The 23752-nt window shown below is 73.5% G+C and carries 20 protein-coding genes and 1 riboswitch; of the genes, 10 read left to right on the top strand and 10 right to left on the bottom strand.

The features are described from left to right. Positions 1 to 84: 84 nt before the first annotated feature. Positions 85 to 2985: an aminomethyl-transferring glycine dehydrogenase gene (gcvP, locus tag ACIBCA_RS36645; RefSeq protein ID WP_396287506.1), complete on the top strand. Its 2901-nt coding sequence runs from the start codon at positions 85 to 87 to the stop codon at positions 2983 to 2985. 173 nt (positions 2986 to 3158) lie between these two features. On the opposite strand, the gene ACIBCA_RS36650 is transcribed toward gcvP, so the two are convergent. Both ACIBCA_RS36650 and ACIBCA_RS36655 read right to left on the bottom strand, forming a co-directional pair. Then, the gene (locus ACIBCA_RS36650) at positions 3159 to 3350 is read right to left on the bottom strand and encodes a DUF5999 family protein (RefSeq protein ID WP_380613480.1); all 192 of its coding nucleotides are present in this window, start codon (positions 3348 to 3350) and stop codon (positions 3159 to 3161) included. Between the two features lie 429 nt (positions 3351 to 3779). After that, positions 3780 to 4355 (bottom strand): hypothetical protein, encoded by a 576-nt coding sequence (locus ACIBCA_RS36655; RefSeq protein ID WP_396287507.1) that lies wholly within the window; start codon positions 4353 to 4355, stop codon positions 3780 to 3782. A 374-nt stretch (positions 4356 to 4729) separates the two neighbouring features. Between ACIBCA_RS36655 and ACIBCA_RS36660 the strand changes: the two genes are divergently transcribed. Beyond that, on the top strand, positions 4730 to 6235 hold the full coding sequence (locus tag ACIBCA_RS36660; RefSeq protein ID WP_396287508.1) for a glutamate--cysteine ligase: 1506 nt from the start codon (positions 4730 to 4732) through the stop codon (positions 6233 to 6235). Between the two features lie 82 nt (positions 6236 to 6317). After that, entirely contained in the window at positions 6318 to 7106 is a 789-nt protein-coding gene (locus tag ACIBCA_RS36665) for a CPBP family intramembrane glutamic endopeptidase (protein WP_396287509.1), read from the top strand. Here ACIBCA_RS36665 and ACIBCA_RS36670 read toward each other — a convergent pair. From ACIBCA_RS36670 to ACIBCA_RS36695, 6 genes are all read right to left on the bottom strand, one after another. After that, positions 7084 to 7614 (bottom strand): HAD domain-containing protein, encoded by a 531-nt coding sequence (locus tag ACIBCA_RS36670; RefSeq protein ID WP_396287510.1) that lies wholly within the window; start codon positions 7612 to 7614, stop codon positions 7084 to 7086. The genes ACIBCA_RS36665 and ACIBCA_RS36670 overlap by 23 nt on opposite strands. Positions 7615 to 7714: 100 nt before the next feature. After that, positions 7715 to 9013 (bottom strand): MFS transporter, encoded by a 1299-nt coding sequence (locus tag ACIBCA_RS36675; RefSeq protein ID WP_396287511.1) that lies wholly within the window; start codon positions 9011 to 9013, stop codon positions 7715 to 7717. A gap of 75 nt (positions 9014 to 9088) precedes the next feature. Then, positions 9089 to 9790, bottom strand: a complete 702-nt coding sequence (locus ACIBCA_RS36680) for a dienelactone hydrolase family protein (protein ID WP_396287512.1) — start codon at positions 9788 to 9790, stop codon at positions 9089 to 9091. A gap of 58 nt (positions 9791 to 9848) precedes the next feature. Next, the gene (locus tag ACIBCA_RS36685; RefSeq protein WP_396287513.1) at positions 9849 to 11258 is read right to left on the bottom strand and encodes a sugar porter family MFS transporter; all 1410 of its coding nucleotides are present in this window, start codon (positions 11256 to 11258) and stop codon (positions 9849 to 9851) included. Positions 11259 to 11376: 118 nt separating this feature from the next. Further along, the gene (locus ACIBCA_RS36690; protein WP_396287514.1) at positions 11377 to 12036 is read right to left on the bottom strand and encodes an FMN-binding negative transcriptional regulator; all 660 of its coding nucleotides are present in this window, start codon (positions 12034 to 12036) and stop codon (positions 11377 to 11379) included. Positions 12037 to 12051: 15 nt separating this feature from the next. Beyond that, on the bottom strand, positions 12052 to 12735 hold the full coding sequence (locus ACIBCA_RS36695) for a pyridoxamine 5'-phosphate oxidase family protein (protein ID WP_396287516.1): 684 nt from the start codon (positions 12733 to 12735) through the stop codon (positions 12052 to 12054). A gap of 34 nt (positions 12736 to 12769) precedes the next feature. Between ACIBCA_RS36695 and ACIBCA_RS36700 the strand changes: the two genes are divergently transcribed. Continuing rightward, positions 12770 to 14107 (top strand): aminotransferase class I/II-fold pyridoxal phosphate-dependent enzyme, encoded by a 1338-nt coding sequence (locus ACIBCA_RS36700; RefSeq protein WP_396287517.1) that lies wholly within the window; start codon positions 12770 to 12772, stop codon positions 14105 to 14107. A gap of 158 nt (positions 14108 to 14265) precedes the next feature. Continuing rightward, complete coding sequence (locus ACIBCA_RS36705) at positions 14266 to 15504, top strand: GDSL-type esterase/lipase family protein (protein ID WP_396287518.1); 1239 nt, start codon at positions 14266 to 14268, stop codon at positions 15502 to 15504. A 53-nt stretch (positions 15505 to 15557) separates the two neighbouring features. Here the strand turns inward: ACIBCA_RS36705 and ACIBCA_RS36710 are convergent, their stop codons facing one another. Beyond that, positions 15558 to 16916 carry an NAD(P)/FAD-dependent oxidoreductase gene (locus tag ACIBCA_RS36710; protein WP_396287519.1) on the bottom strand — a complete coding sequence of 453 codons (1359 nt, stop codon included), beginning with the start codon at positions 16914 to 16916 and terminating at the stop codon, positions 15558 to 15560. A gap of 166 nt (positions 16917 to 17082) precedes the next feature. Between ACIBCA_RS36710 and ACIBCA_RS36715 the strand changes: the two genes are divergently transcribed. The 4 genes from ACIBCA_RS36715 (at position 17083) to purB (ending at position 20321) form a co-directional block, all read left to right on the top strand. Then, complete coding sequence (locus ACIBCA_RS36715) at positions 17083 to 17838, top strand: HipA family kinase (RefSeq protein WP_396287520.1); 756 nt, start codon at positions 17083 to 17085, stop codon at positions 17836 to 17838. Next, positions 17835 to 18269: a DUF3037 domain-containing protein gene (locus ACIBCA_RS36720; protein ID WP_396287521.1), complete on the top strand. Its 435-nt coding sequence runs from the start codon at positions 17835 to 17837 to the stop codon at positions 18267 to 18269. The genes ACIBCA_RS36715 and ACIBCA_RS36720 overlap by 4 nt, the downstream gene beginning before the upstream one ends. A 93-nt stretch (positions 18270 to 18362) precedes the next feature. Continuing rightward, complete coding sequence (locus ACIBCA_RS36725; RefSeq protein WP_396287522.1) at positions 18363 to 18818, top strand: MarR family winged helix-turn-helix transcriptional regulator; 456 nt, start codon at positions 18363 to 18365, stop codon at positions 18816 to 18818. Between the two features lie 63 nt (positions 18819 to 18881). Continuing rightward, positions 18882 to 20321: an adenylosuccinate lyase gene (gene purB, locus ACIBCA_RS36730; RefSeq protein ID WP_396287523.1), complete on the top strand. Its 1440-nt coding sequence runs from the start codon at positions 18882 to 18884 to the stop codon at positions 20319 to 20321. 25 nt (positions 20322 to 20346) lie between these two features. Here the strand turns inward: purB and ACIBCA_RS36735 are convergent, their stop codons facing one another. Then, complete coding sequence (locus ACIBCA_RS36735) at positions 20347 to 21885, bottom strand: MFS transporter (protein ID WP_396287524.1); 1539 nt, start codon at positions 21883 to 21885, stop codon at positions 20347 to 20349. 312 nt (positions 21886 to 22197) lie between these two features. Then, a riboswitch (cyclic di-AMP (ydaO/yuaA leader) is annotated at positions 22198 to 22379 on the top strand. A 2-nt stretch (positions 22380 to 22381) separates the two neighbouring features. Between ACIBCA_RS36735 and ACIBCA_RS36740 the strand changes: the two genes are divergently transcribed. After that, positions 22382 to 23368: a peptidoglycan DD-metalloendopeptidase family protein gene (locus ACIBCA_RS36740; RefSeq protein WP_396287525.1), complete on the top strand. Its 987-nt coding sequence runs from the start codon at positions 22382 to 22384 to the stop codon at positions 23366 to 23368. The last annotated feature ends 384 nt before the right edge of the window (positions 23369 to 23752 follow it).

Raw genomic sequence — 23752 nt, forward strand, 5'->3', positions numbered from 1 at the left:
GCGCCCGCCCGAGGCCGAACCGCTGTCACCAGCGGCTCAGCCGGCCGGCGTGCGTGCCCCCCGGTCCGTGACCAGGAGACCACCATGAACGCCCAGCCGAACGCGGGACGCCCCACCGGCGCCCCGACCCTCACCGAGCTTGAGCTGGCCAGCCCCTTCGAGAACCGTCACATCGGGCCCGATGCGGACGCTCAGGAGAAGATGCTGGCGTCGGTCGGCTACAGCTCGCTGGACGAGCTCGCCGCCACCGCCGTTCCCGAGGCCATCCGTTCCATCACCGGACTGGACCTGCCCGCCGGGCGCTCCGAGGCCCAGGTCCTCGCCGAGCTGCGTGAGCTGGCCGGCCGCAACCAGGTCCTCCAGCCGATGATCGGCCTGGGCTACTACGGCACCTTCACCCCGCCGGTCATCCTGCGCAACGTCATGGAGAACCCGGCCTGGTACACCGCCTACACGCCGTACCAGCCGGAGATCTCCCAGGGCCGCCTGGAGGCGCTGCTCAACTTCCAGACCCTGGTCTCCGACCTGACCGGGCTGCCGACCTCCGGCTCCTCGCTGCTGGACGAGGGCACCGCGGCCGCCGAGGCGATGGCGCTGGCCCGCCGCGTCACCAAGGTCAAGGGCGGCGTCTTCCTGGTCGACGCGGAGACCCTGCCGCAGACCGTCGCGGTGATCAACACCCGGGCCCTGCCGACCGGCGTCGAGGTCGTCGTCGCCGACCTGTCCGAGGGCATCCCGGCCGAGATCGCCGAGCGCGGCGTCTTCGGCGTGCTGCTCCAGTACCCGGGCGCCACCGGCGTCGTGCGCGACCTCGCCCCGGTGATCGAGCAGGCGCACGGCCTGGGCGCGATAGTCGCCGTCGCCGCCGACCTGCTGGCGCTGACCCTGCTCAAGTCCCCGGGCTCGCTGGGCGCCGACATCGCCTGCGGCACCTCGCAGCGCTTCGGCGTGCCGATGGGCTTCGGCGGCCCGCACGCCGGCTACCTGTCGGTGCGCGCCGAGTACGCCCGCTCGCTGCCCGGCCGCCTGGTCGGCGTCTCCGTGGACGCGGACGGCAACCGCGCCTACCGCCTGGCCCTGCAGACCCGCGAGCAGCACATCCGCCGCGAGAAGGCCACCAGCAACATCTGCACCGCCCAGGTGCTGCTCGCCGTCATGGCCTCGATGTACGCCGTCTACCACGGCCCGGACGGCCTGGCGGACATCGCCCGCCGCACCCACCGCTACGCGGCCGCCCTCGCCGAGGGCCTGCGGGCTGGCGGCGTCGAGCTGCTGCACGGCGAGTTCTTCGACACCGTCACCGCCGTCGTCCCGGGCCGCGCCGGCGAGATCGCCGCCGCCGCCCGCGCCCAGGGCATCAACGTCTACCAGGACGGCGAGGACCGGATCTCGGTCTCCACCGACGAGACCACCACCCGTGAGCACCTGGCCGGCGTCTGGGCCGCGTTCGGCGTCCCCGCGGTCGAGGTGGCCGAGGCCGCCGAGACGCTGCCCGCCGCGCTGCTGCGCGAGGATGAGTACCTCACCCACCCGGTCTTCCACAGCCACCGCTCCGAGACCGCCATGCTGCGCTACCTGCGCCGCCTCTCGGACCGCGACTACGCGCTGGACCGCGGCATGATCCCGCTGGGCTCCTGCACCATGAAGCTCAACGCGACCACCGAGATGGAGGCCGTGACCTGGCCGGAGTTCGGCCAGCTGCACCCCTTCGCGCCGATCGACCAGGCCCAGGGCTACCTGACCCTGATCCGTCAGCTGGAGCAGCAGCTCGTCGAGGTCACCGGCTACGACGCCGTCTCGATCCAGCCGAACGCCGGCTCCCAGGGCGAGTTCGCCGGCCTGCTGGCCGTGCGCGCCTACCACCACGCCAACGGTGACGCCCAGCGCGACGTCTGCCTCATCCCGTCCTCGGCGCACGGCACCAACGCCGCCTCCGCGGTGATGGCCGGCATGCGCGTCGTCGTCGTGAAGACCCTGGTCGACGGCGACGTGGACGTCGACGACCTCAAGGCCAAGATCGAGAAGCACCGCGACAACCTCGCCGTGCTGATGGTCACCTACCCGTCGACCCACGGCGTGTACGAGACCCAGATCACCGAGATCTGCGCCCTGGTGCACGAGGCCGGCGGCCAGGTGTACGTGGACGGCGCCAACCTGAACGCCCTGGTCGGCCTCGCCAAGCCGGGCAAGTTCGGCGCGGACGTCTCGCACCTGAACCTGCACAAGACCTTCTGCATCCCGCACGGCGGCGGCGGCCCGGGCGTTGGCCCGGTCGCGGTGCGCGCCCACCTGGCGCCGTACCTGCCCAACCACCCGCTCCAGCCGGAGGCCGGCCCGGCCACCGGCGTCGGCCCGATCTCGGCCGCGCCGTGGGGCTCGGCGGCGATCCTGCCGATCTCCTGGGCGTACGTCCGGCTGATGGGCGGCGAGGGCCTCAAGCGCGCGACCCAGGTCGCCGTGCTGAACGCCAACTACATCGCCAAGCGCCTGGCCCCGCACTTCCCGGTGCTCTACACCGGCCCGGGCGGGCTGGTCGCCCACGAGTGCATCATCGACCTGCGTCCGCTGACGAAGGAGACGGGCGTGACGGTGGACGACATCGCCAAGCGCCTGATCGACTACGGCTTCCACGCGCCGACGATGTCCTTCCCGGTGGCCGGCACGCTGATGATCGAGCCGACCGAGTCCGAGGACCTGCACGAGATCGACCGGTTCTGCGACGCGATGATCGAGATCCGCGGCGAGATCGAGAAGGTCGGCTCGGGCGCGTGGGCGGCCGAGGACAACCCGCTGCGCAACGCCCCGCACACCGCGGCCGAGCTGGCCGACGAGTGGGCGCACGGCTACACGCGGCAGGAGGCCGTCTTCCCGGCGGGCGTCAACCCGGCGGACAAGTACTGGCCGCCGGTGAGCCGGATCGACGGCGCGTACGGCGACCGCAACCTGGTCTGCTCCTGCCCGCCGCTGGACGAGTACGGCGTCTGACCGGCAGGTGCGTGTGAGGCGGGGCCCCGGCGAATCGGTTCGCCGGGGCCCCGCCCGCTTCGCTTCGCGTGGTTTCGCTTCGCTTCCGTAGGGTCGGCGGCTGCTCCGCACTGTTCCTTCGGGCTGTTCCTTCGGGCCGTTCGGTCGGGCCGTTCGGTCGGGCCGCGTCGTGGTCAGGCCGCGTGGGCGACCGGGCGGCGCGGGGCGATCACCCGGCCGTCGGGCAGCAGCTCTCCGGTGTCCTCGAAGAGGACGACGCCGTTGCAGAGCAGGCTCCAGCCCTGCTCCGGGTGGCAGGCCACCGGTACGGCGGCTTCGCGGTCCTCGGACTCGGCCGATGGGCACTCAGGACGGTGCTGGCACATACGCGTACCCTCGCTTCGCTCTGCGATCCTCCCCGTGGAGCGGTCGCCCGGCGAGTGTGTCTCCGGGTGCCGCCGCGGTGGCCGGATTCTGTCCATGTGCCGACCAGGTGTTGACCGGCACTCAAGTGGGTAGGACAGGTGGTCCTTCCACGCTGGTTCCCAGTGTCGGCATCCCGGGACGTGCGCGCAGGGATTTGGTGACATGCGCCACAACTCCCGGGTAGAGATCACCCGTTCAGGTGGTCCGAGGGGGAAAAGACGTACGGGTGGGCCAGGCCTGGCATGGCCCGAAGAGGCCATGCGGAGTAGCCCGAAAGGGTGAGAGGCCGTCCGAGTGGCCGTCGAGCGGGCCTCGATCGGACGTCGAGCGGGCACGGCTGCGGGCCGCCGGGCGGGGTGCCCGGCGGCCCGTGCGGTTGCGTGGTCGGCTCAGGGGGAGCCGAGTAGCAGGGGCCTTGCCGTCAGGGGTGCGCGGGCGAGCAGGGGGAGCAGGTCGGCCGCCGGGTAGGCGCGGTGGGCGGTGACGCCGAGCGGGGCCGGGGCGAGTGGGATCAGCAGGTCGGCGGACGGGTCGGCCTCGGGGCTGTGCAGCCACAGGGCCGTCGCGTACTGGCCGGGGAAGGTCAGTAGCCGGGGCCGGCGCTGGGCGCGGGAGCCCTGGGCGATCTGCCACGCCTGGCGCAGCGCCCGGACCGTCGAGTCGAGGTACGGGCCGGCGGTGAAGTGGGAGAAGGTGTGCCCCTCGGCGCTCTGCACCACCTCCGCGGCGGCGGCCACCTCGGCACCGTCCTTGATCAGGAAGCGCCAGCCCGTGCGGCGGGCGGCGGAGAGTTCGGCCCGGGGGCCGTCCAGGACGTGGACGGCGAGCGGGTGGGCGGGCAGCAGGGGGCCGGTCGGATGGAGCAGCGCGGCGGCGGCCGGTTGGCGCAGCGCGGTCTCCGAGTCGAGCGCCCCCAGGACGGCGCGCAGCGCGCTCGGCGGGGGCTGGGGGGTCTGCAGAGTCATGGCGGGGTCCGCCCTCCGTGCGAGATCGGCGTGCGAGTGCGGCATACCGGCGTGGCGCGGGTGCGTCGGCGTTGACGGGAGCCTGGCCGTGTCCGGTTGTGCAGGATCGCGGTGCCGGCGCTGTCGCCGCCGTCGACGAGGGGCTCGGGGCGGGAACGGGCGACCGGCCGGTGCGCTGTGCGAATACCTTCGAACAGGTGCGCAGGGTGACCTGTTTATCACAGGCGGTGGCCTCGGGCAAGTTGGCAGATTTGGTGAATCCGCGTCAGTTGCCTTGCATTGCAAGCCAGTAGAGCCATTCGGGTATCGATCTTCGAGGTGGGCATGATGCTGTGGCACGGTCGGTCGACGGGTGGTTCAGGAGGAGGGGAACCGTGGGCGAGAAGGTCGTGGCCACACGAGCGGATCTGGCGGACCGGCAGTTGTACCGGCGCAAGCTCCAGGCATGCCAGGACGCGCTCGGGCGGATGCTGAGCGAGAACCGCTTCGACCGGCCCCGCGCCGTGATGGGCCTGGAGATCGAGCTCAACCTGGCCGACGACCAGGGCCTGCCGGTGATGCACAACGCGCAGGTGCTCAGCGCGATCGGCTCCAGCGACTTCCAGACCGAGCTCGGCCGGTTCAACATCGAGGTCAACATCGCGCCGCACCGGCTCTGCGGGCACGTCTTCGAGGACCTGCGCGAGGAGATCGACACGGGCCTGCGCTACGCCGACCGCCGGGCTGCCGAGGCCGGGGCCAGGATCGTCATGGTGGGCATCCTGCCGACCCTGGAGCACGGCCACACCGGGCTGGACGCGATGAGCGGCAACCAGCGCTACAGCCTGCTCAGCGACCAGATCCTGGCCGCCAGGGGCGAGGAGATCGCCCTGGACATCGAGGGGGTCGAGCACCTCCAGCTGGAGTCGATCACCATGGTCGCCGAGGCGGCCGCGACCTCCCTGCAACTGCACCTCCAGGTGACCCCGCAGCGGTTCTCCTCGGTCTGGAACGCCGCCCAGGCGATCTGCGGCCCGCAGCTGGCGCTCGGCGCCAACTCGCCGTTCCTGTTCGGGCGGGAGCTGTGGCGCGAGACCCGCCCGGTGCTCTTCCAGCAGGCCTGCGACACCCGCTCGGCGGAGCTCAAGGCGCAGGGCGTGCGCCCGATCACCTGGTTCGGCGAGCGCTGGGTGGACTCGGCCTACGACCTGTTCGAGGAGAACCTGCGCTACTTCCCGGCGCTGCTGCCGATCTGCGACGACGAGGACCCGCTGAAGGTGCTGGCCTCCGGCGGCGCGCCCAGGCTCGCCGAGATGCGGCTGCACAACGGCACCATCTACCGCTGGAACCGGCCCGTCTACGACGTCTCCGGCGGGGTGGCGCACCTGCGGGTGGAGAACCGTGCGCTGCCGGCCGGGCCGACGGTGGCCGACACCCTCGCCAACGCGGCCTTCTACTACGGGCTGGTGCGGGTGCTCGCCGAGCAGCCCCGGTCGGTGTGGACGCGGCTGCCGTTCGAGAAGGCGGACGAGAACTTCCGCCAGGGCGCCCGCTACGGCATCGACGCGGTGTTCCAGTGGCCGCGCTCCGGGCGGGCGGGGCGCGGCGGCGGGCTCGCCACCGTCCCGGCCGTCGACCTGGTGCTGGACGAGCTGCTGCCGATGGCCCACCAGGGGCTGGACGAGTGGGGCGTCGAGCCCGGCGACCGGGACCGGTACCTGGGCATCATCGAGCAGCGCTGCCTGCGCCGCACCAACGGCGCCTCCTGGCAGAGCGCCACCTTCCACCGGCTGCGCGAGCGGTACGGGATGGACCGGCCGACCGCGCTCGCCGCGATGACCCGGCGCTACGCCGAGCACATGCGCACGGGGGAGCCGGTGCACACCTGGCCGGTGGGCTAGGGGGTCCGTTCGGGAGCCTGTGTCAGGATGATCGTTCCTGCGGCTGGTCGGCCGTGGGGACGACCGTCCTTCTGGAGCCCCCGTGACCACCGTCCCGACCGAGCCGGAGACCGAGAGGGTGAGCCGCCGGCTGCTCGGTGTGGAACTGCTGATCGTGCTGGCGCTCTCGCTCGGGGCCAGCGGGGTCAGCGCGCTGATCAGCTTCGCGGGCTCGCTCACCGAGCCGATCAAGCTGGGCCAGCAGGTCGCCACCCTCAACGGGTCGCGGGCGCCGGGGCGGCCCTGGCTGGACCTGGTGTGGCAGCTCTACTACATCGGTCGTGGCCTCGCACCCGTCGTGCTGGTGGGCTACCTGCTGGTGCGCGAGGGCGTTTCGCTGCGGGTGCTGGGCTTCGACCTCGGGCAGAAGCTGCGCGACCTCGGCCGGGGCGCGGCGGTGGCGGCGGCGATCGGCGGCTCCGGGCTGGTGCTGTACCTGGCCTCGCAGGCGGCCGGGTACAATCTGACGGTGGCGCCGTCCGGGCTGCCGGACGTGTGGTGGCGGGTGCCGGTGCTGGTGATGTCGGCCTGGCAGAACGCGATCCTCGAGGAGGTCATCGTCCTCGGCTACCTGCTGCGCCGGCTGAGCCGGCGGGGGTGGTCCTGGCCGGCGACGCTGGTGGCGAGCTCGGTGCTGCGCGGCTCGTACCACCTGTACCAGGGCGTCGGCGGGCTGGTCGGCAACATGGTGATGGGGGCGGTGTTCTGCCTGCTGTACCGGCGCTGGGGGCGGGTGATGCCACTGGTGGCGGCGCACGCGCTGATCGACACGGTGGCCTTCGTCGGGTACGCGCTGCTGGCCGGGCACGTCAGCTGGCTGCCGACCCCCTGACGCCCCCGAGCACCTGCTCGCGCGGCGGGTGGGTGAGCAGCCGTTCGACGTGGTGGCGTTCCAGGCCCTGGCCGGGGTCGATGCGCAGCAGCAGGCGGTCGCGGCGCCAGAGGGAGTTGCGCACCAGCCGGGTCGGGATGACGTCGTCGACCCAGGCGAAGGGGCGCCCGGCGGCGTAGCGCAGCAGCGGGGCCCACTTGGCGGCGGAGAACAGCTCCATCAGGGGGACGCGCGGGTCCCCGGGCTGGGGGACGTAGTCGGTGAAGCGGACCACCGGGAGGGGGTCGAGGCCGATCGCCGGGGCGATGTGCTCGTTGGCGTGGTCCTCCCAGGTGGTCGCCCAGACGAGTTCGTAGGTCTCGGCGAGTGTGCGCAGCCAGCGGCCGTGGCGGTCGCTGAGCAGGACGGTGTAGCCGAGCAGGGTGTGGGTGTCGAATCCGGCGTCCGGGTGCGGGCAGACCGGGTTCAGCACCCCGTCGACGTCCAGGAACAGCAGTGGCTTCGGCACCGGAGGCCCCCCAGGAACGGTGGTGGTGTTCACCTGGTCGGACGTCCCAGGGGCACCACCGGTTGCTCACGGGCTGGCGCACGCGGGGCGCACGGGGCGCTCACGGCGCGGTCGCCCGCTCGCGCGCGACCTCCGTTGCGTCGGTCGTGCCCCGCCTGCTGAGGCGGCGGACCTGGGGGTCGACCAGGACGGCGGCGCTGAGCACCAGGCACAGCGCGGCGCAGGCCCACAGGGCGCCGTTCAGGCCGAGGGCGGCGGCGGCCGGGCCGGCCAGGGCGGTGCCGACGGGGGAGAGCGAGTAGGAGCCGAGCTCGTCGTAGGCGACGATCCGGGAGAACGCCTCCTCGGGGATCTCCTGCTGGAGGGCGACCATCCAGTTGACGCCGAAGACGGTGACGCCGACCCCGGCGAGGAACATCGCCGCGGTCAGGACGGACAGGGGCGCGTTCGCCGCCAGTGCCAGCGCGGGCACGCCGAACAGGAAGACGCCCCAGTTGCCGACCAGCAGCAGGCGGCGGGGGCGCCAGCGGGCCATCAGCACCCCGGCGGCCACCAGGCCCGTGCCGAACGCGGCCATCGCCAGGCCCCAGCTTCCCGCGCCGCCGAGCCGCTCCTCGGCGACCACCGGCCCGTACACCGACTCGACGGCGCCGGTGCAGGCGACCAGGACGGAGAACTGCAGGACGATCCCCCAGAGCCAGCGGCGGGAGGCGAACTCCCGCCAGCCCTCGTGCAGGTCCCGCAGCATGCTGCTGCCGCCGGGGGCGGGGGCCGTCTCGGGTTCGAGGAGGAAGCGCAGGGAGGCGGCGATCAGGAAGCACAGGGCGTCCACGGCGAGGACCCAGCCCGGGCCCACGGCGGTGGTGAGCGCCCCGCCGAGGGCGGCGCCGCCGATCTGGGAGGCGTTCAGGCCCATCCGGAAGACCGAGAACGCCTTGGCGGCGTACTCCTGGGGGACGGCCTGCATGATCATGCCGCCGGAGGCGGGGGAGTAGAGGGCGTACCCGGCGCCGCCGGCCGCGGAGAGCACCAGCAGCTGCCACAGCTGTACGTTCCCGGCCAGGACCAGGGCGGCCAGGACGGCCTGGGCGAGGCCGCTGAACAGGTTGGCGCCGACCATGATGCGGTGGCGGGGGAAGCGGTCGGCGAGGGCGCCGCCGAGGACCAGCAGCAGGACGGTGGGCACCAGGCGGGCGGCGGTGACGTAGCCGACCTCGGTGGCGGAGCCGCCGTTGCCGAGGACGGCGAACGCGGTGGCGATGGGGGCGCCGGCGTTGCCGAGGCCGCTGACGACGGTGGCCGTGGTCTGGATGCGGAAGTTGCGGCTCGCCCAGGCGTATCGGCGGCCCTGGGAGGGGGAGGCGGTGGAGTCGGGAGAGGTGGAGTCGGGGGTCGGCACCCGGTGACTATGGCCTGGGTTCGTACAGCTGTCTATCGGGTTTTCGGGCCTGGCCGGGAAGGTCGGGGAAAGGGCTCAACCCAGGTGGCCGGAGAGGAAGGTGAGGGTGCGGCGCCAGGCGATCCGGGCCTGGAGCGGGTCGTAGGTGCCGATCAGGTTCTCGTCGTTCATGAAGGCGTGGCCGGCCGGGTAGAAGTGGAACTCGGGGCGGACGTCGGTCGCCTCGCCGATGCGGATCGCCGCCTCGTCGACCACGGGCATCGGCAGCGAGCCGTCCAACTCGCCGAAGTGGCCGAGGACATGGGCGGTCAGGCCGCGGTAGTCGAAGTCCGGGTCGGGCGGCAGGCCGTAGAAGGGCACCACCGCGGCCACCCGGTCGCCCTCGTGGGCGGCGAGCAGCAGGGCGAAGCCGCCGCCCATGCAGAAGCCGACGGCGCCGACCGCGTCGCCCACCACGCCGTCCTGGGCGAGCAGGAAGCCGACCGCGCCGGAGAGGTCCTCCACGGCCCGCTCGACGGGCAGTTCGCGCTTGAAGCGGGCCGCCTCGGTGCGGTCGTGGGTGGTGGTGCCGCCGAAGAGGTCGGGGGCGAGGACGGTGAACCCCTCGGCGGCGAGGCGGTCGGCCGTCGCCGCGACGTGCGAGGTCAGGCCCCACCACTCCTGCACCAGCACCAGGCCCGGGCCGACGCCCCGCGGCGGGCGGGCCAGATAGCCGTGCGCGGTACGGCCGTTGCTCGGGAAGGTGACGTTCTGCCGGGATCCGCCCTGGTCAGGCATGGCTTCCTCTCGGTGGCTCGGGCCGTGTGCGGCGGGGCTCGGTGGGCACTAGAGGCTCCTAGCCCATCTCCTCCAGGGCGCGGCCCTTGGTCTCCTTGATGCAGAAGGCCACGAACGGGATGGAGAGCAGCGCGAAGGCGGCGTAGACGACGTACGTGGCGGAGAGGTTCCAGTCGGCGAGGTCCGGGAAGCTGACGGTGATGGCCCAGTTGGCGAGCCACTGGGCCGAGGCGGCCACCGACAGGGCCAGCGCCCGGATGCGGTTGGGGAACATCTCGCCGAGCAGCACCCACACCACCACGCCCCAGGAGAAGGCGAAGCAGAGGACGAACACATGGGCGGCGACCAGGGCGACGGTGGCGTGGGTGTCGTCCAGGGTCGCGGTGTCGCCGGTGCCGTTGCGGTAGGAGAACGCCCAGGCGGCGGTGCCCAGCGCGGCCGCCATGCCGATCGAGCCGGCCAGCGCCAGCGGCTTGCGGCCGATGCGGTCCACCAGGGCCATCGCGATCACCGTGCCGATCACGTTGATGATCGAGGTGGAGAGGCTGATCAGCAGGGAGTTGGACTCGTTGATGCCCACCGACTGCCACAGGAAGGAGGAGTAGTAGAAGATCACGTTGATGCCGACGAACTGCTGGAACACCGAGGCGCCGATGCCGACCCAGACGATCGGCAGCAGGCCGAAGCGCCCGCCCAGCAGGTCCCTGAGCCGCGGTTTGTGGGCCGACTCCAGCACCCCGCGGATCTCCGCCACCCGGGCGTCGAGGTCCACGTCCTCGCCCTCGACCTCCACCAGCACCTTGCGGGCCTGCGCCTCGCGGTGGTCGGCGATCAGGAAGCGCGGGGACTCGGGGATGGACAGCGCCATCAGGCCGTACACCAGGGCCGGGACGGTCTCCACGCCGAGCATCCACTGCCACGCCTGGATGCCGCCGAGGTGGCCGGTGGACTCGCCCCCGGCGGCCTGGTTCAGCGCCCAGTTCGCCAGCTGGGAGACGGTGATGCCCAGCACGATGGCCATCTGCTGGAAGGAGGCCAGCCGCCCGCGGTAGGCGGTGGGGGCGACCTCGGCGATGTAGGTGGGCGCGATCACCGAGGCGATGCCGATCGCGACGCCGCCCACCACGCGCCAGGTGGCCAGGGTCTCGATGTTCGGCGGGAACATCGAGCCGATGCCGCTGGCCGCGAACAGCGCCGCGGCCAGCAGCATCGTGCGCACCCGGCCCAGGTGGTCGGCCAGGCGGCCGGCGACCACCGCGCCGGCGGCCGAGCCGAGCAGCGCGATGGCCACCACGAAGGCGGTGGTGCCGTGGCCCACCGCGAAGTGCTTCTGGATGCCCGTCACGGCGCCGTTGATCACCGCGCTGTCGTAACCGAACAGGAAGCCGCCCATCGCGGCGGCCGCGGAGATGAACACCACGTGGCCGAGGTGGGCCTCGCCGGCCCGGTGGCTGGTGGATGTGGACAAGCGCGCTCCCCGAGTGGACGGGCCCGCTCCTACGGCCGAGTGGGCAGGATTCGTCTCACATTCGAGCAGCGGAGCCGGTCCCGCGCCCCACGGCGGGGCCCGATCGGGTGACGCCGCCTCAGCCGGACGTGTTCGCGGCCTCCGTGCGCCGCTGGTGACGGCGCAGCAGCTGGGTGCGGGCGCCGGCGTACTGGTCGCGGGCGCGGCCGGGGCCCTCGGCGCGTTCGGCGAGCAGGCCGGCGATGGCGTGCTGCTCCTCGGGGCGCTTCTTGTCGTCGTACTTGAACTTGGCCCGGACCTCGCGCACGCTCAGCCGCAGCCCCCGCATGCCGGGCAGCTGGCGGGCCAGCTCGCCCTCGCCGGGCACGACGCGGACCTCGGGCGTCTCCGGCTGGAAGTGCGCCAGCTGGCGGTTGAGGAGCTCCGCCTTGGCGGCGGGGGACTCCACGATCTCGGCGGTGCAGTGGAAGTGCACGGAGGCGTAGTAGCTGGTGGGCGTGCCCGGGGCGCCGCGCCAGTGGCCGGGGGCGAAGGCGTAGCCGTCGGTGACGGCGAGGGTGACGTGCGGGTCGGCGCGGACGGCGGCCAGCAGCGGGTTGGGCGCGGCGAGGTGGAGCAGGATCTCGCCGCGGTCGGCGTCCAGGAGGAAGTGGGTGGGGACGAGGACCGGGCCCTCGCCGGGCCCGCCGTTGGCGGCGAGCAGGCCGAAGTCGCGGCCCTCGGCGAGCCAGTCGCGCCATTCCCGCTCGTCGCCGCGGTCCCAGGAGCGGATCAGCATGGGGGCTCTCCCTGGTCAGCGGGGGTAGGCGCTCAGGTGCGCGGGCAGCGGGACGGCGGTGTGGGCGGCGGGCTCGGGGGCGCCGTGCACGGTGGTGACCGGGATCAGGCCGGCCCAGTGGGGCAGGTCGAGGTCCTCCGGGTCGTCGTTGGCGCCGTCCTGGCGGGTCTTGGCGGAGACCTCGTCCAGGTCGAGGCGTATGACGGCGGTGGCGGCCAGCTCCTTGGGGTTGGCCGGGCGGACCTCGGCGGAGCGGCCGGGGACGGTGTGGTCGACCAGCGCGGCCAGGGCGACGTCCAGCTCCTCGGGGTCGGTGACCTGGTACGCGGTGCCGTGGGCGACGACCGAGCGGAAGTTCACCGAGTGGTTGAAGGCGGACTTGGTCAGCACCAGGGCGTCGACCAGGGTGACGGTGACGCAGACGGGCAGGCCCTGCTCGCCGGAGGCGCCGCGCAGGGGGCGGCTGCCGGTGGAGCCGTGGATGTAGAGCCGGCTGCCGACCCGGGCGAAGATCGTGGGCAGGACGACCGGGGCGTCGTTGGCGACGAAGCCGAGGTGGCAGATGTAGGAGGCGTCGAGGATGGCGTGGATGGCCTCCTGCTCCCAGGTGGCGCGGTCCTTGTAGCGCGTGGGGGTGGTGCGGGGGGTACGGGAGTAGCCGGGCGCGCCCGCCGTGGTGTCTGCTGTGTGGACCGACATGACAACCTCTATGTACTAGTGCATAATCTACTTTGTGCTAGGAGACTATCCGCTGAAAGGGCGACGCGCCAGTGAGATCGCGGCCCACATCGAACAGGGAGTCAGCCGGGGTCTGATCGCCCCCGGCGCCGCGCTGCCCCCGCTGCGCGACCTCGCCGCCGAACTCGGCGTCAACCCCAACACCGTCGCCGCCGCCTACCGGCTGCTGCGCGACCGCGGGGTGATCGAGACGGCCGGGCGCCGCGGCAGCCGCGTCCTGCCCCGCCCCTCCCTCACCCCCCGCGACCAGATCCAGGTGCCAGTCCCCCCGCACGCGAGGGACCTCTCCACCGGCAACCCGGACCCGGCCCTGCTGCCCGACCTCGGCGCGGCCCTCGCGGCCGCCGCCGAATCCGCCCGCACCTCGCCCGTCCTGTACGGCAGGGCCGCCGCCGTGCCCGAACTCCTCGACCTCGCCCGTGCCTCCTTCGAGGCCGACGCCCTGCCCGGCGGGCCGATCGTCATCGCCTCCGGCTCCCTCGACGCCGTCGAGCGCATCCTCGGCGCCTGGCTGCGCCCCGGGGACGCCGTCGCCGTGGAGGACCCGGGCTGGGGCAGCCTGCTCGACCTGCTGCCGGCCATGGGCCTGCGGCCCGCGCCCGTACGGCTGGACGACGAGGGGCCGCTGCCCGCCTCGCTCGCGGCCGCCCTGGCGGAGGGCGCCCGGGCGGTGGTCGTCACCAGCCGGGCGCAGAACCCGACCGGCGCCGCCCTCACCGCGCGCCGGGCCGAGGAGCTGCGGGCCGTCCTCGCCGGGCACCCCGACGTGGTGCTGATCGAGGACGACCACGGGCACGGCATGGTCGACCAGCCCTACCACCCGCTGGCCGGCTCGGGGCCGCTGCACTGGGCGGTGGTGCGCTCGGCGGCCAAGGCGTACGGGCCCGACCTGCGGCTGTCCGTGGTGGTCGGCGACCCGGAGACCGTCGGCCGGGTCGCCGGGCGGCTGCGGCTCGGGGCCGGCTGGGTCAGCCACCTGCTCCAGCGCACCGTCGCCGAGCTGTGGCGTACGGACGCCGTTCCGGCGGCCACGCTGGCCGCCGCCTACCGCGCCCGGCGCGACGCGCTGCTCGGCGAGCTGGCCGCGCGCGGGATCGAGGCGCACGGGGAGAGCGGGCTGAACGTCTGGGTGCCGGTGCCGGACGAGACCTCGGCGGTGGCGGCGCTGGTGCAGCGCGGCTGGGTCGTGGCTCCCGGCGCGCGCTACCGCATCCAGTCGCCGCCCGGACTGAGGCTCACCACGGCGGCGCTGGACACCGCGGACGCGCGACGGCTGGCCGACGATCTGGCGGCGGTCCTGGGAACGGGGGGTGGACGCTCCCGGCTGGTCTGAACCCGTCGGTAACAAAGCGGGAAACCTCGTGCACGCCTCTGGCGCGGGCTTGCGCGAGCATGCCATCTTCTTGGCGCCACCGGCCGGCGGCCTTCCCCATCCCGACGCGTCCCCCCGTCCCCACCGTGCGGGGGGATCGAGCCGCAGGAGTTTCCGTCGTGCCCGAAAACAGTTCGAGCATCACCAGATCCGCCGCCCGCCGTGGCTCACGGCTGCTCGCCGCCGCCCTCGCCCTGCCGCTCGCCGCGGCCGGGCTGGTGGCCGCGGCGCCGGCCGCCTCCGCCGCGCCCGCTCAGGCCAGGTCCGCTCAGGCCGGTTCCGCTCCGGCCGCCCTGGCGGCGCCTTCGGGGCCGACCGCCAGCGTGACCCTCGGCGACAGCTACATCTCCGGCGAGGCCGGCCGCTGGAAGGGCAACGCCGCCGGGACCAGCGGCAGCCGCAACGGCACCGACCGGGCCTGGAACGGCGGTTCGGCCGACCCGTCGACCGTGTACGGCGCCACCGCCGCCAGCGGCTGCGACCGCTCGGACGTCTCCGAGGTGATCGGCGCCCCGACCGTCGCGCAGAACCGGATCAACCTGGCCTGCTCCGGGGCCGTCACCGCCAACGTCTTCCGCGCCGCCAACGGCGGCCAGACGCTCAAGGGCGAGGCCCCGCAGGCCGACCAGCTGGCCACCGTCGCCCGCCAGAACAACGTCAAGCTGATCACGCTCTCGATCGGCGGCAACGACCTCGGCTTCAGCGGCATCATCTCCGACTGCGTGCAGGACTACCTGATCTGGTACTCGTACTGCCACGGCTCGGCGCAGTCCTCGATCGACTCCAAGATGCCCACCGCCATGGCGGGCGTCGGCAAGGCCGTCGACGAGATCCGCGCCGTGATGGCCGACGCCGGCTACGCCCAGGGCGACTACCGCCTGGTGCTGCAGTCCTACCCGTCGCCGATCCCGCGCAGCGCCGAGATGCGCTACCCCGAGAGCGGCTGGAGCCGCTCCGACACCGGCGGCTGCCCGTTCTGGGACGGCGACGCCGACTGGGCGCGCGACTCGATGGTGCCGCAGATCTCCAAGGCGCTGGCGGGCGTCGCCGCCGCCAAGGGCGCGCAGTTCCTGGACCTGTCCGACATGCTCCAGGGCCGCGAGGTCTGCTCGACGGCCACCAGCCAGCCCACCGCCTCCACCGGGCCGTCCGCGACCACCAGCGAGTGGGCGCGCTTCCTGGACGGCGGGCTGAACAGCACCCAGGGCGTGCTGCAGGAGTCCATGCACCCCAACTACTACGGGCAGGCCGCGCTCGGGCGCTGCCTGACCCTGCTGTGGGGGCGCACCAGTGGTGACTTCGCCTGCCGCAACACCGCCGGGCAGGACGCGAGCGGGATGTACCTGAGCGCGCGCTGACCCGTGCGACGGCCGCCCCTCGCGGTGAGGGGCGGCCGTCGTGTGCCCGCGGGTCAGCCCTTGGCGAGCAGGGACTGGGCGTGGGAGCGGACCTGGTCGCTGGTCAGATACGCGTCGGTGTACTCGAAGTCGCGCAGCCGGGCGGGCTGGCGGGCCAGGAAGCCGGTGCGGACGAAGTCGTCCCCGGCGGTCGCGTTGAGCAGCCAGTTCGCGCCGACGCGGAACTTGGCCGCGTTGGTGCGCATCGCCATCAGGTGGTAGCCGCGCGCCACCACCTGGGCGGGCACCCCGCGCAGCTCGACGCCCATCGGCTTGGAGACCGCGTCCTTGCCGCCGAGGTCGACCACCAGGCCCAAGTCCTTGTGGTAGTACGGCTCCAGGGGCTGGTTGCGCAGCGAGGCGATCACGTTGTCCGCCACCTTGCGGCCCTGCCGGGCGGAGTGCTGGGCGGTGGGCGGGCAGACCGCGCCGTCGCCCTTGGCGAGGTCCGGGACGGCGGCCGCGTCGCCGAGCGCGAACACGCCCTCGAACTGCGGCACCCGCATCTCGGCCGTCACCGCGAGGCGGCCGCGGACCGTCTCCGCGTCCAGGGTGCCGATCAGCGGGCTCGCCGCCACGCCGGCCGTCCAGATCAGGGTGCGGCAGGGGAGCACCCGGCCGTCGGTGAACTTGACGGTCTCGGCGCCGACTTCGGCCACCGAGACGCCCAGCGACACCTCGATGCCCCGGCCGCGCAGCACCTCCAGGGCGGCGGTGCCGAGGGCGTCGCCGAGCTCGGGCATCAGCTTCGGGGCGATGTCGATCAGGTGCCACTTGATCTGCCGGGCGTCCAGGCGGGGGTAGCGCAGGGCGGCGGCGGTGGTCAGGCGCTGAAGGCAGGCGGCCGTCTCGGTGCCCGCGTACCCGCCGCCGACGACCACGAACTGGAGGCGGGACTCGCGCTCCCGCTGGTCCAGGGTGGCGGAGGCGAGGTCGAGTTGGGCGATCACGTGGTCGCGGACGTACGTCGCCTCGGCGAGGGTCTTCATGCCCCGGGCGTAGTCGGTCAGGCCCGGGATGTCGAAGGTGCGGGTGACGCTGCCGGGGGCGAGCACCAGGATGTCGTACTTCTGGGCGATCACCTCGTCGGTGATCTTGCGGACCACGCAGACCTTGGACTCCGGGTCCACGCCGATCGCGCCGCCCGGGACGATGTGGGTGCGGCGCAGGCTGCGGCGCAGCGAGACCGCGACCGACTGGGGGGTGAGGACGCCGGCGGCGACGTGGGGCAGGAGGGGCAGGTAGAGCTGGTAGCTGAACGGAGTGACCAGGGAGATCTCGGCCTCGGAGGGCGCGAGTTTGCGTTCGAGGCGGCGGGCGCACTCGAGGCCGGCGAAGCCGCCGCCCACGATCAGGATTCGAGGTCGTTCCATCGCTCATCCCTTTGCCGTGCGGGTCGTTGCATGACTGTCCCCATCGATGACCGCCACACTCGCACGGAGCAGCGGGGGCTGCCACCGGGGCGGGGCAAGCGGGGGCGGTGGGTGGGGCGGCAGGCGGGGGCGCGTAGGGAGGGGCGCGTACGGATAAGCTCGTGCCGTGCTCCCCGAGGTGACGGCGATCCGGTACGTGACGCCACTGCGAGAAGGCGGCTCGATGCCGGGCCTGGTCGAGGCCGACGACCGGCGGCTCTACGCGCTCAAGTGGGTCGGCGCCGCCCAGGGCCGCAAGGCGCTGGTGGCGGAGGTGCTGGCCGGGGAGCTGGGCCGGCGGCTGGGGCTGCCCGTGCCGGAGCTGGTGACGGTCGACCTCGACCCGGTGCTCGCCCGCAGCGAGCCGGACCACCGGATCCAGGACCAGATGCGGGCCAGCGGCGGGACCAACCTGGGGATGTCCTTCGTCTCCGGGGCGCTGAACTTCGATCCGCTCTGCTTCGAGGTGGACCCCGAACTCGCGGGCCGGGTGCTCTGGTTCGACGCGCTGATCGGCAACGTCGACCGCTCCTGGCGCAACCCCAACCTGCTGGTGGCCACCGGCGGGCTGCGGCTGATCGACCACGGCGCGAGCCTGATCTTCCACCACAACTGGCCGGGCGCGGCCGCCTGGACGCGCCGCCCGTACGTGGCCCCCGACCACGCGCTGATCCACCACCGGCCCGATCTCGCCGCCGCCGACAAGGAGTTGGCGCCGCTGGCGGAGGAGGCGATCGAGGGCGCGGTGGCGCGGATCCCCGAGGTCTGGCTGGTGGACGAGCCGGGCTTCGACTCGCCCGGGGCGGTACGCGCCGCGTACCGGGCCCAGCTGACCGAGCGACTGGCCGGTCCGCGCGACTGGCTGCCGGAGGTGCCCGCATGAGTGAGATCGCGCAGAGGGGCGAGACCTCGCAGCACCTGCTGCCGGCCGTGGTCGAGCTGTACGACTACGAGTACGCCGTGATCCGGGCGGTGCCGCGGGTCGAGCGCGGCGAGCGCGTCAACGTCGGGGTGCTGCTGTACTGCCGCCGCAGCACGCACCTGGCGGCGCGCACCCATCTGGACCAGGGGCGGCTGCTGGCGCTGGACCCGGTGGCGGACGTGCAGGGGGTGCGGCGGGCGCTCCAGGGCATCGAGGCGGTCTGCGAGGGCGGCCCGCAGGCCGGGCCGGCGGCCGCGGACAGCCCCGGGCAGCGGTTCCGCTGGCTGACGGCGCCGCGCAGCGCGGTCGTCCAGCCGGGGCCGGTGCACACCGGGCTGACCGCCGATCCCGAGGCGGAGCTGCGGCGGCTGTTCGAGCAGCTGGTGCTGTGACCGGGGCCGTTCGGGCGGCTCCGCGGGCGACGCGCTGACGGTTGCTGTGGTCAAATCTTGAGTTACTGAAGCAGTTCGCCGTACTCTGGGGCCATGGGTTCGACCTCGACGACGACCGTCCCGACCAACGCCGAGCTGATGGAGGCGCTGGCCGCCGTCGGCGCCGCGTACTTCCAGGACTTCGCGGCCGCTGCCGCCCGGCACGGCCTCTCCTCCTCCCAGGCGAAGGCGCTGGGTGCCGTCCAGGAGCCGGTGCCGATGCGCGCGCTGGCCGGACGGCTCGGCTGCGACGCGTCGAACGTGACCGGGATCGTGGACCGGCTGGAGTCGCTGGGCCTGGCCCACCGCGAGGCCGCCGCCGGGGACCGCCGGGTGAAGATCGTGGTGATCACCGAGGAGGGCCGCGAGAGCCTCAACCGCATCCGCGGCGAGATGGCCCGCACCCACCAGGCCTTCGAGGCGATGACCGACGAGCAGCGCATCGCCCTGCACTCGATCTGCGGCCAGGTGCTGCCCGTGCTGGCGGGACGGACGGGCGCGCCGCAGTAGCGCCATGGCTCTACGGGCGTAGCGCGTCGGCGGCTGCGAGGGTCGTGACCTCGGCTGTTAGGCTTGCGAAGCGTGAGCGCGAAGCCCCAGATCCCCAATGTCCTGGCCTCCCGGTACGCCTCGGCGACCCTGGCCCAGCTGTGGTCCCCCGAGCACAAGGTGGTCCTCGAGCGCCACCTGTGGCTCGCCGTCCTGAAGGCCCAGCAGGACCTCGGCGTCGAGGTGCCCGCGACGGCCGTCGCCGACTACGAGCGGGTGATCGACCAGGTCGACCTCGGCTCGATCGCCGCCCGTGAGCGGGTCACCCGCCACGACGTGAAGGCCCGCATCGAGGAGTTCAGCGACCTCGCCGGGCACGAGCAGATCCACAAGGGGATGACCTCCCGGGACCTGACCGAGAACGTCGAGCAGCTCCAGATCCGCCAGTCCCTGGAGCACGTGCGCGACCGTACGGTGGCCGTGCTGGTGCGCCTGGCCGACCTGGCCGCGCAGCACTCCGAGCTGGTCATGGCCGGCCGCTCGCACAACGTGGCCGCGCAGGCCACCACGCTGGGCAAGCGCTTCGCGTCGATCGCCGACGAGCTGCTGGTCGCCTTCCGCCGCCTGGAGGAGCTGATCGCCCGCTACCCGCTGCGCGGGATCAAGGGCCCGGTCGGTACCGCGCAGGACATGCTGGACCTGCTGGGCGGGGACACCGACAAGCTGGCCGAGCTGGAGCGCCGCGTCGCCTCCCACCTCGGCTTCGAGAACGTGCTGACCAGCGTCGGCCAGGTCTACCCGCGCTCGCTGGACTTCGAGGTGCTCACCGCCCTCGTCCAGCTGGCCGCCGCGCCGTCCAGCCTGGCCAAGACCATCCGCCTGATGGCCGGCCACGAGCTGGTCACGGAGGGCTTCAAGGAGGGCCAGGTCGGCTCCTCCGCGATGCCGCACAAGATGAACACCCGCTCCTGCGAGCGCGTCAACGGCCTGGCCGTCATCCTGCGCGGCTACGCGTCGATGACCGGCGAGCTGGCCGGCGACCAGTGGAACGAGGGCGACGTCTCCTGCTCGGTGGTGCGCCGGGTCGCGCTGCCGGACGCGTTCTTCGCCTTCGACGGCCTGCTGGAGACCTTCCTGACCGTCCTCGACGAGTTCGGCGCCTTCCCCGCCGTGATCGAGGCCGAGCTGGACCGCTACCTGCCGTTCCTCGCCACCACCAAGGTTCTGATGGGCGCGGTGCGCGCGGGCGTGGGCCGGGAGACCGGGCACGAGGTCATCAAGGAGCACGCCGTCGCCTCCGCGCTCGCCATGCGTGCGGGCGCCCGGGAGAACGAGCTGCTCGACCGCCTCGCCGCCGACGAGCGGATCCCGCTGGACCGGGCCGCGCTGGACGCGCTGCTGGCCGACCGGCTGTCCTTCACGGGCGCGGCCGGGGCGCAGGTCGCCGAGGTCGTCCGCCGGGTCGAGGCTGTCGCGGCGGCGTACCCGGAGGCGGCCAAGTACGCGCCGGCCGACATTCTCTGACAGGGCCGTATTCTCTGACGCTGCGTCAGCTCGTGGGCCCCGCTGCCGGACCGGTGGCGGGGCCCTCGTGCGTCTGGAGGCGGCCCGGGTCGAGGGACGGGGTGGTGGTGCCGCAGGGCCACTCGCAGTTCGGCTCGGCCACCGGGCGCTCCTCGTCCCCGGGGGCGAGGACGTTGCCGCGGATGGTGGCGAAGGCGATCAGGCCGCCGGCGGCCAGCAGACCCGCGCAGATCAGCATCGCGGTGTGGAAGGCGGAGTCCACCGAGGACGGCACCCGGTAGGCGTCGCCGCTCAGCCCGGCCAGGGCGGGCAGGGCGGCCACCGCGAGCAGGCCCGCCGCGCGGGCGGCGGCGTTGTTGACGCCGCTGGCGATGCCCGCGTGCCGTACCTCCACGGCGGCCAGCACCGTCGCGGTCAGCGGGGCGACCAGCAGCGTCATGCCGCTGCCCATCACGGCGACGGCGGGCAGCACGTCCAGCCAGTAGGAGGAGTGCGCCCCGGTGCGCAGCATCAGCAGCACCCCGGCGGCGCACAGCAGCGGGCCGAAGGTGAGCGGCAGGCGCGGGCCGATCCGCTTGCCGAGGCGTCCGGCGCGGGCGGAGAACAGCAGCATCAGCACGGTGATGGGCACCAGCGCGAAGCCGGAGACCAGCGGGGAGAAGCCGGCGACGATCTGCAGCTGCACCACCAGGAGGAAGAAGACCCCGCTGAAGGCGGCGTAGACGCAGAGGGTGACCAGGTTCACGGCGGTGAACAGCCGGGAGGAGAAGAGGCCCAGCGGCAGCATCGGGTCGGGGGTGCGGCGCTCGACGGCCAGGAAGGCCGCGCCGAGCAGCACGCCCAGCCCGCCGGAGACCCAGACGGTGGGGGAGAGCCCCTCGCCGGCGGCCGTCAGGGCGTAGGTGACCGCGCCGAGGGAGAGCGCGCCGAGCAGGGCGCCGGTCACGTCGAAGCGGCCGCTCGCGCCCTCGTCCCGGCTCTCGGGGACGAAGCGGGAGGTGACGGCGATCACGGCGGCGGCCAGCGGCAGGTTCAGCAGGAAGATCCAGCGCCAGCCGGGGCCGTCCACCAGCCAGCCGCCGAGGAAGGGGCCGATCGCGGCGGAGACCCCGCCCAGGCCCGACCACAGGCCCACCGCGGGCGAGCGGTCGTCCGGGTGGAAGACGGCCTGGAGCATGGCGAGCGAGCCGGGGGTGAGCAGGGCGCCGCCGATGCCCTGGACGGCGCGGGCGGCGATCAGCACGTGGATGTCGGGCGCGGCCGCGCAGGCCGCGGAGGCGATCGCGAACCAGACCACGCCGAGCAGGAACACCCGGCGCCGGCCGTACCGGTCGCCGAGCGCGCCGCCGAGCAGGATCAGCCCGGCGAGGGTGAGCAGGTAGGCGTTGAGCGTCCACTGGAGGGACGCGAGGGAGGCGCCGAGATCGGCGCCGATCCTGGGCAGCGCGACGTTGACGACCGTGCCGTCGAGCATCGCCATGCTGGAGCCGAGCACCGTCGCCAGTAGTACCCAGCGGCCCTGCGCGGTGCCCAGGCGCAGGGTGCCGGCCTCGGAGGTGGCCACGGGGCGATCCTCCGCCCGGTGGGGTGTGCGTGACAAGGGTCACCGGGTGGTGTGTCGGTGGTGGGCGGTGGGTGAGCGGGCGGTCGCGCAGCGTCGCCGAGTTCGGCGCAGGGTCGTGGATCAGTGGCGCGGGGTGAATGCATTGTGTACGTACGGTGCCAGTGGCGGTTCGGAGGGTGAGCGTTTCGGTGGGGTCGGGTCCGGTTTCGGGAGATCGACATTGCTTCACCCGGACGGATGAGTTTTAGTTCAGCGACCGACCGGCCAGCCCGGTCGGACCCGCCGGGTGGAACGCCGAGTCCTGCCGCTGCCCGGTGGTTCGCAACGAACTCTGTACGGCAGGAGCGGGGGACCCACAGGTAAGTCGCCGGACCGGTTCTGCGCGCCTCAGTGCGCGTACGACCAGGGCCGGCTTGGGGTGAAGCCGCGCATGCGGCCGGGCAACTCCAGCCCGAACCCGACAGCTCACCTCGCAGGCGTCGGAGAGGAAACTTCCATGCCTGCTCAGGCTCGTCGTATCACCATGCCCCGCGCCGCCCGCATCGGCATCGCCACCGCGGTGACCGGGGTCTCCTTCGTCCTCCCGCTGGTCACGGCGGTGAGCGCCCAGGCCCACACCGGCGGTCACGCCGCTCCGGCCGCCCCGGCCGCCGTCGCCGCTCCGGCCGCCGCCTCCGGTACCGCCGCCGCTTCCGCCTCGCAGGAGAGCTACCGGGTCGTCGGCGGTGACACCCTGTCGAAGATCGCCGACGCGAAGCACGTCGAGGGCGGCTGGCACGCGCTGTACGAGCGGAACCGCTCGGTCGTCGGTGCCGACCCGAACCTGATCTTCCCGGGTCAGCAGCTGGCCCTGGCCGCCGCCGTCGCCCACGCCGCTCCGGCTGCTCCTGCCGCCCCTGCGGCTCCGGCTGCGCCGGCCGAGAAGCCGGCCGCTCCGGCGCAGAAGCCCGCCGCCGCGCCGAAGGCCGACCTCCAGGTCACCACCGAGGTCGCCAAGCCGGCCGCCACGGTCCAGACCCAGGTTCAGACCGCCGCCCCGGCGCAGGCCGTGACCGCCGCTCCGGTCGCCGCCACCTCCGGTTACGTCGCGCCGCTGGCCAACCCCGTCCTGGGCGAGGCGTACGGTGTTGCCGGTTCGATGTGGGCCTCCGGCCACCACACCGGCCAGGACTTCGTCGCCTCCACCGGCACCCCGCTGCGCGCCGTCGCCAACGGCGTCGTGGTGAAGGCCGGCAACGGCGGCGCCTACGGCAACGAGGTCGAGATCAAGCTCGCCGACGGCAAGTACGCGCAGTACGCGCACCTCTCGTCGATCGGCGTGAAGATCGGTCAGACCGTCACCGTCGGCCAGCAGATCGGCCTCTCCGGTGCGACCGGCAACGTGACCGGCCCGCACCTGCACTTCGAGATCCGTACCGGCTCCGAGTACGGCTCGGACATCGACCCGGTCGCGTACCTGCGTGCGCACGGCGTCGCGCTCTGACGCGACGGGGTCGCTCCAACCACCGCCGGTGCGGGGCGAATCGATCGTCCGGGATGGTCATGTCGGGTGACCGCTCGACCGGATGACCGCCGTACCGGTGGACATGGGCGCGGGACACGCCCAGGCCGGCCCGGCTTCGCGGGACCTCTCCCTGCGAGGCCGGGCCGGCCGTTGCCGTTTTCCGGGCCGTTCGGGTTCAGAGGCGGGGGGAGGCGTGCAGCTCAACCGCCGCCCACGCGAGGCGCGGGGGGGGGGGACCCCCCCCCCCCCCCCCCCCCCCAAAAACCCGGGGGGCCGGGGGCCCCCCCCCCCCCCCCCCCCCCCCCCCCCCACAACCCCCCCCCCCCCCGGCCCCCCCCCCCCCCCCCCCCCCCCCCCCCGCCC

The organism is Kitasatospora sp. NPDC051170, from assembly GCF_044455705.1.
Taxonomy (GTDB): domain Bacteria; phylum Actinomycetota; class Actinomycetes; order Streptomycetales; family Streptomycetaceae; genus Kitasatospora.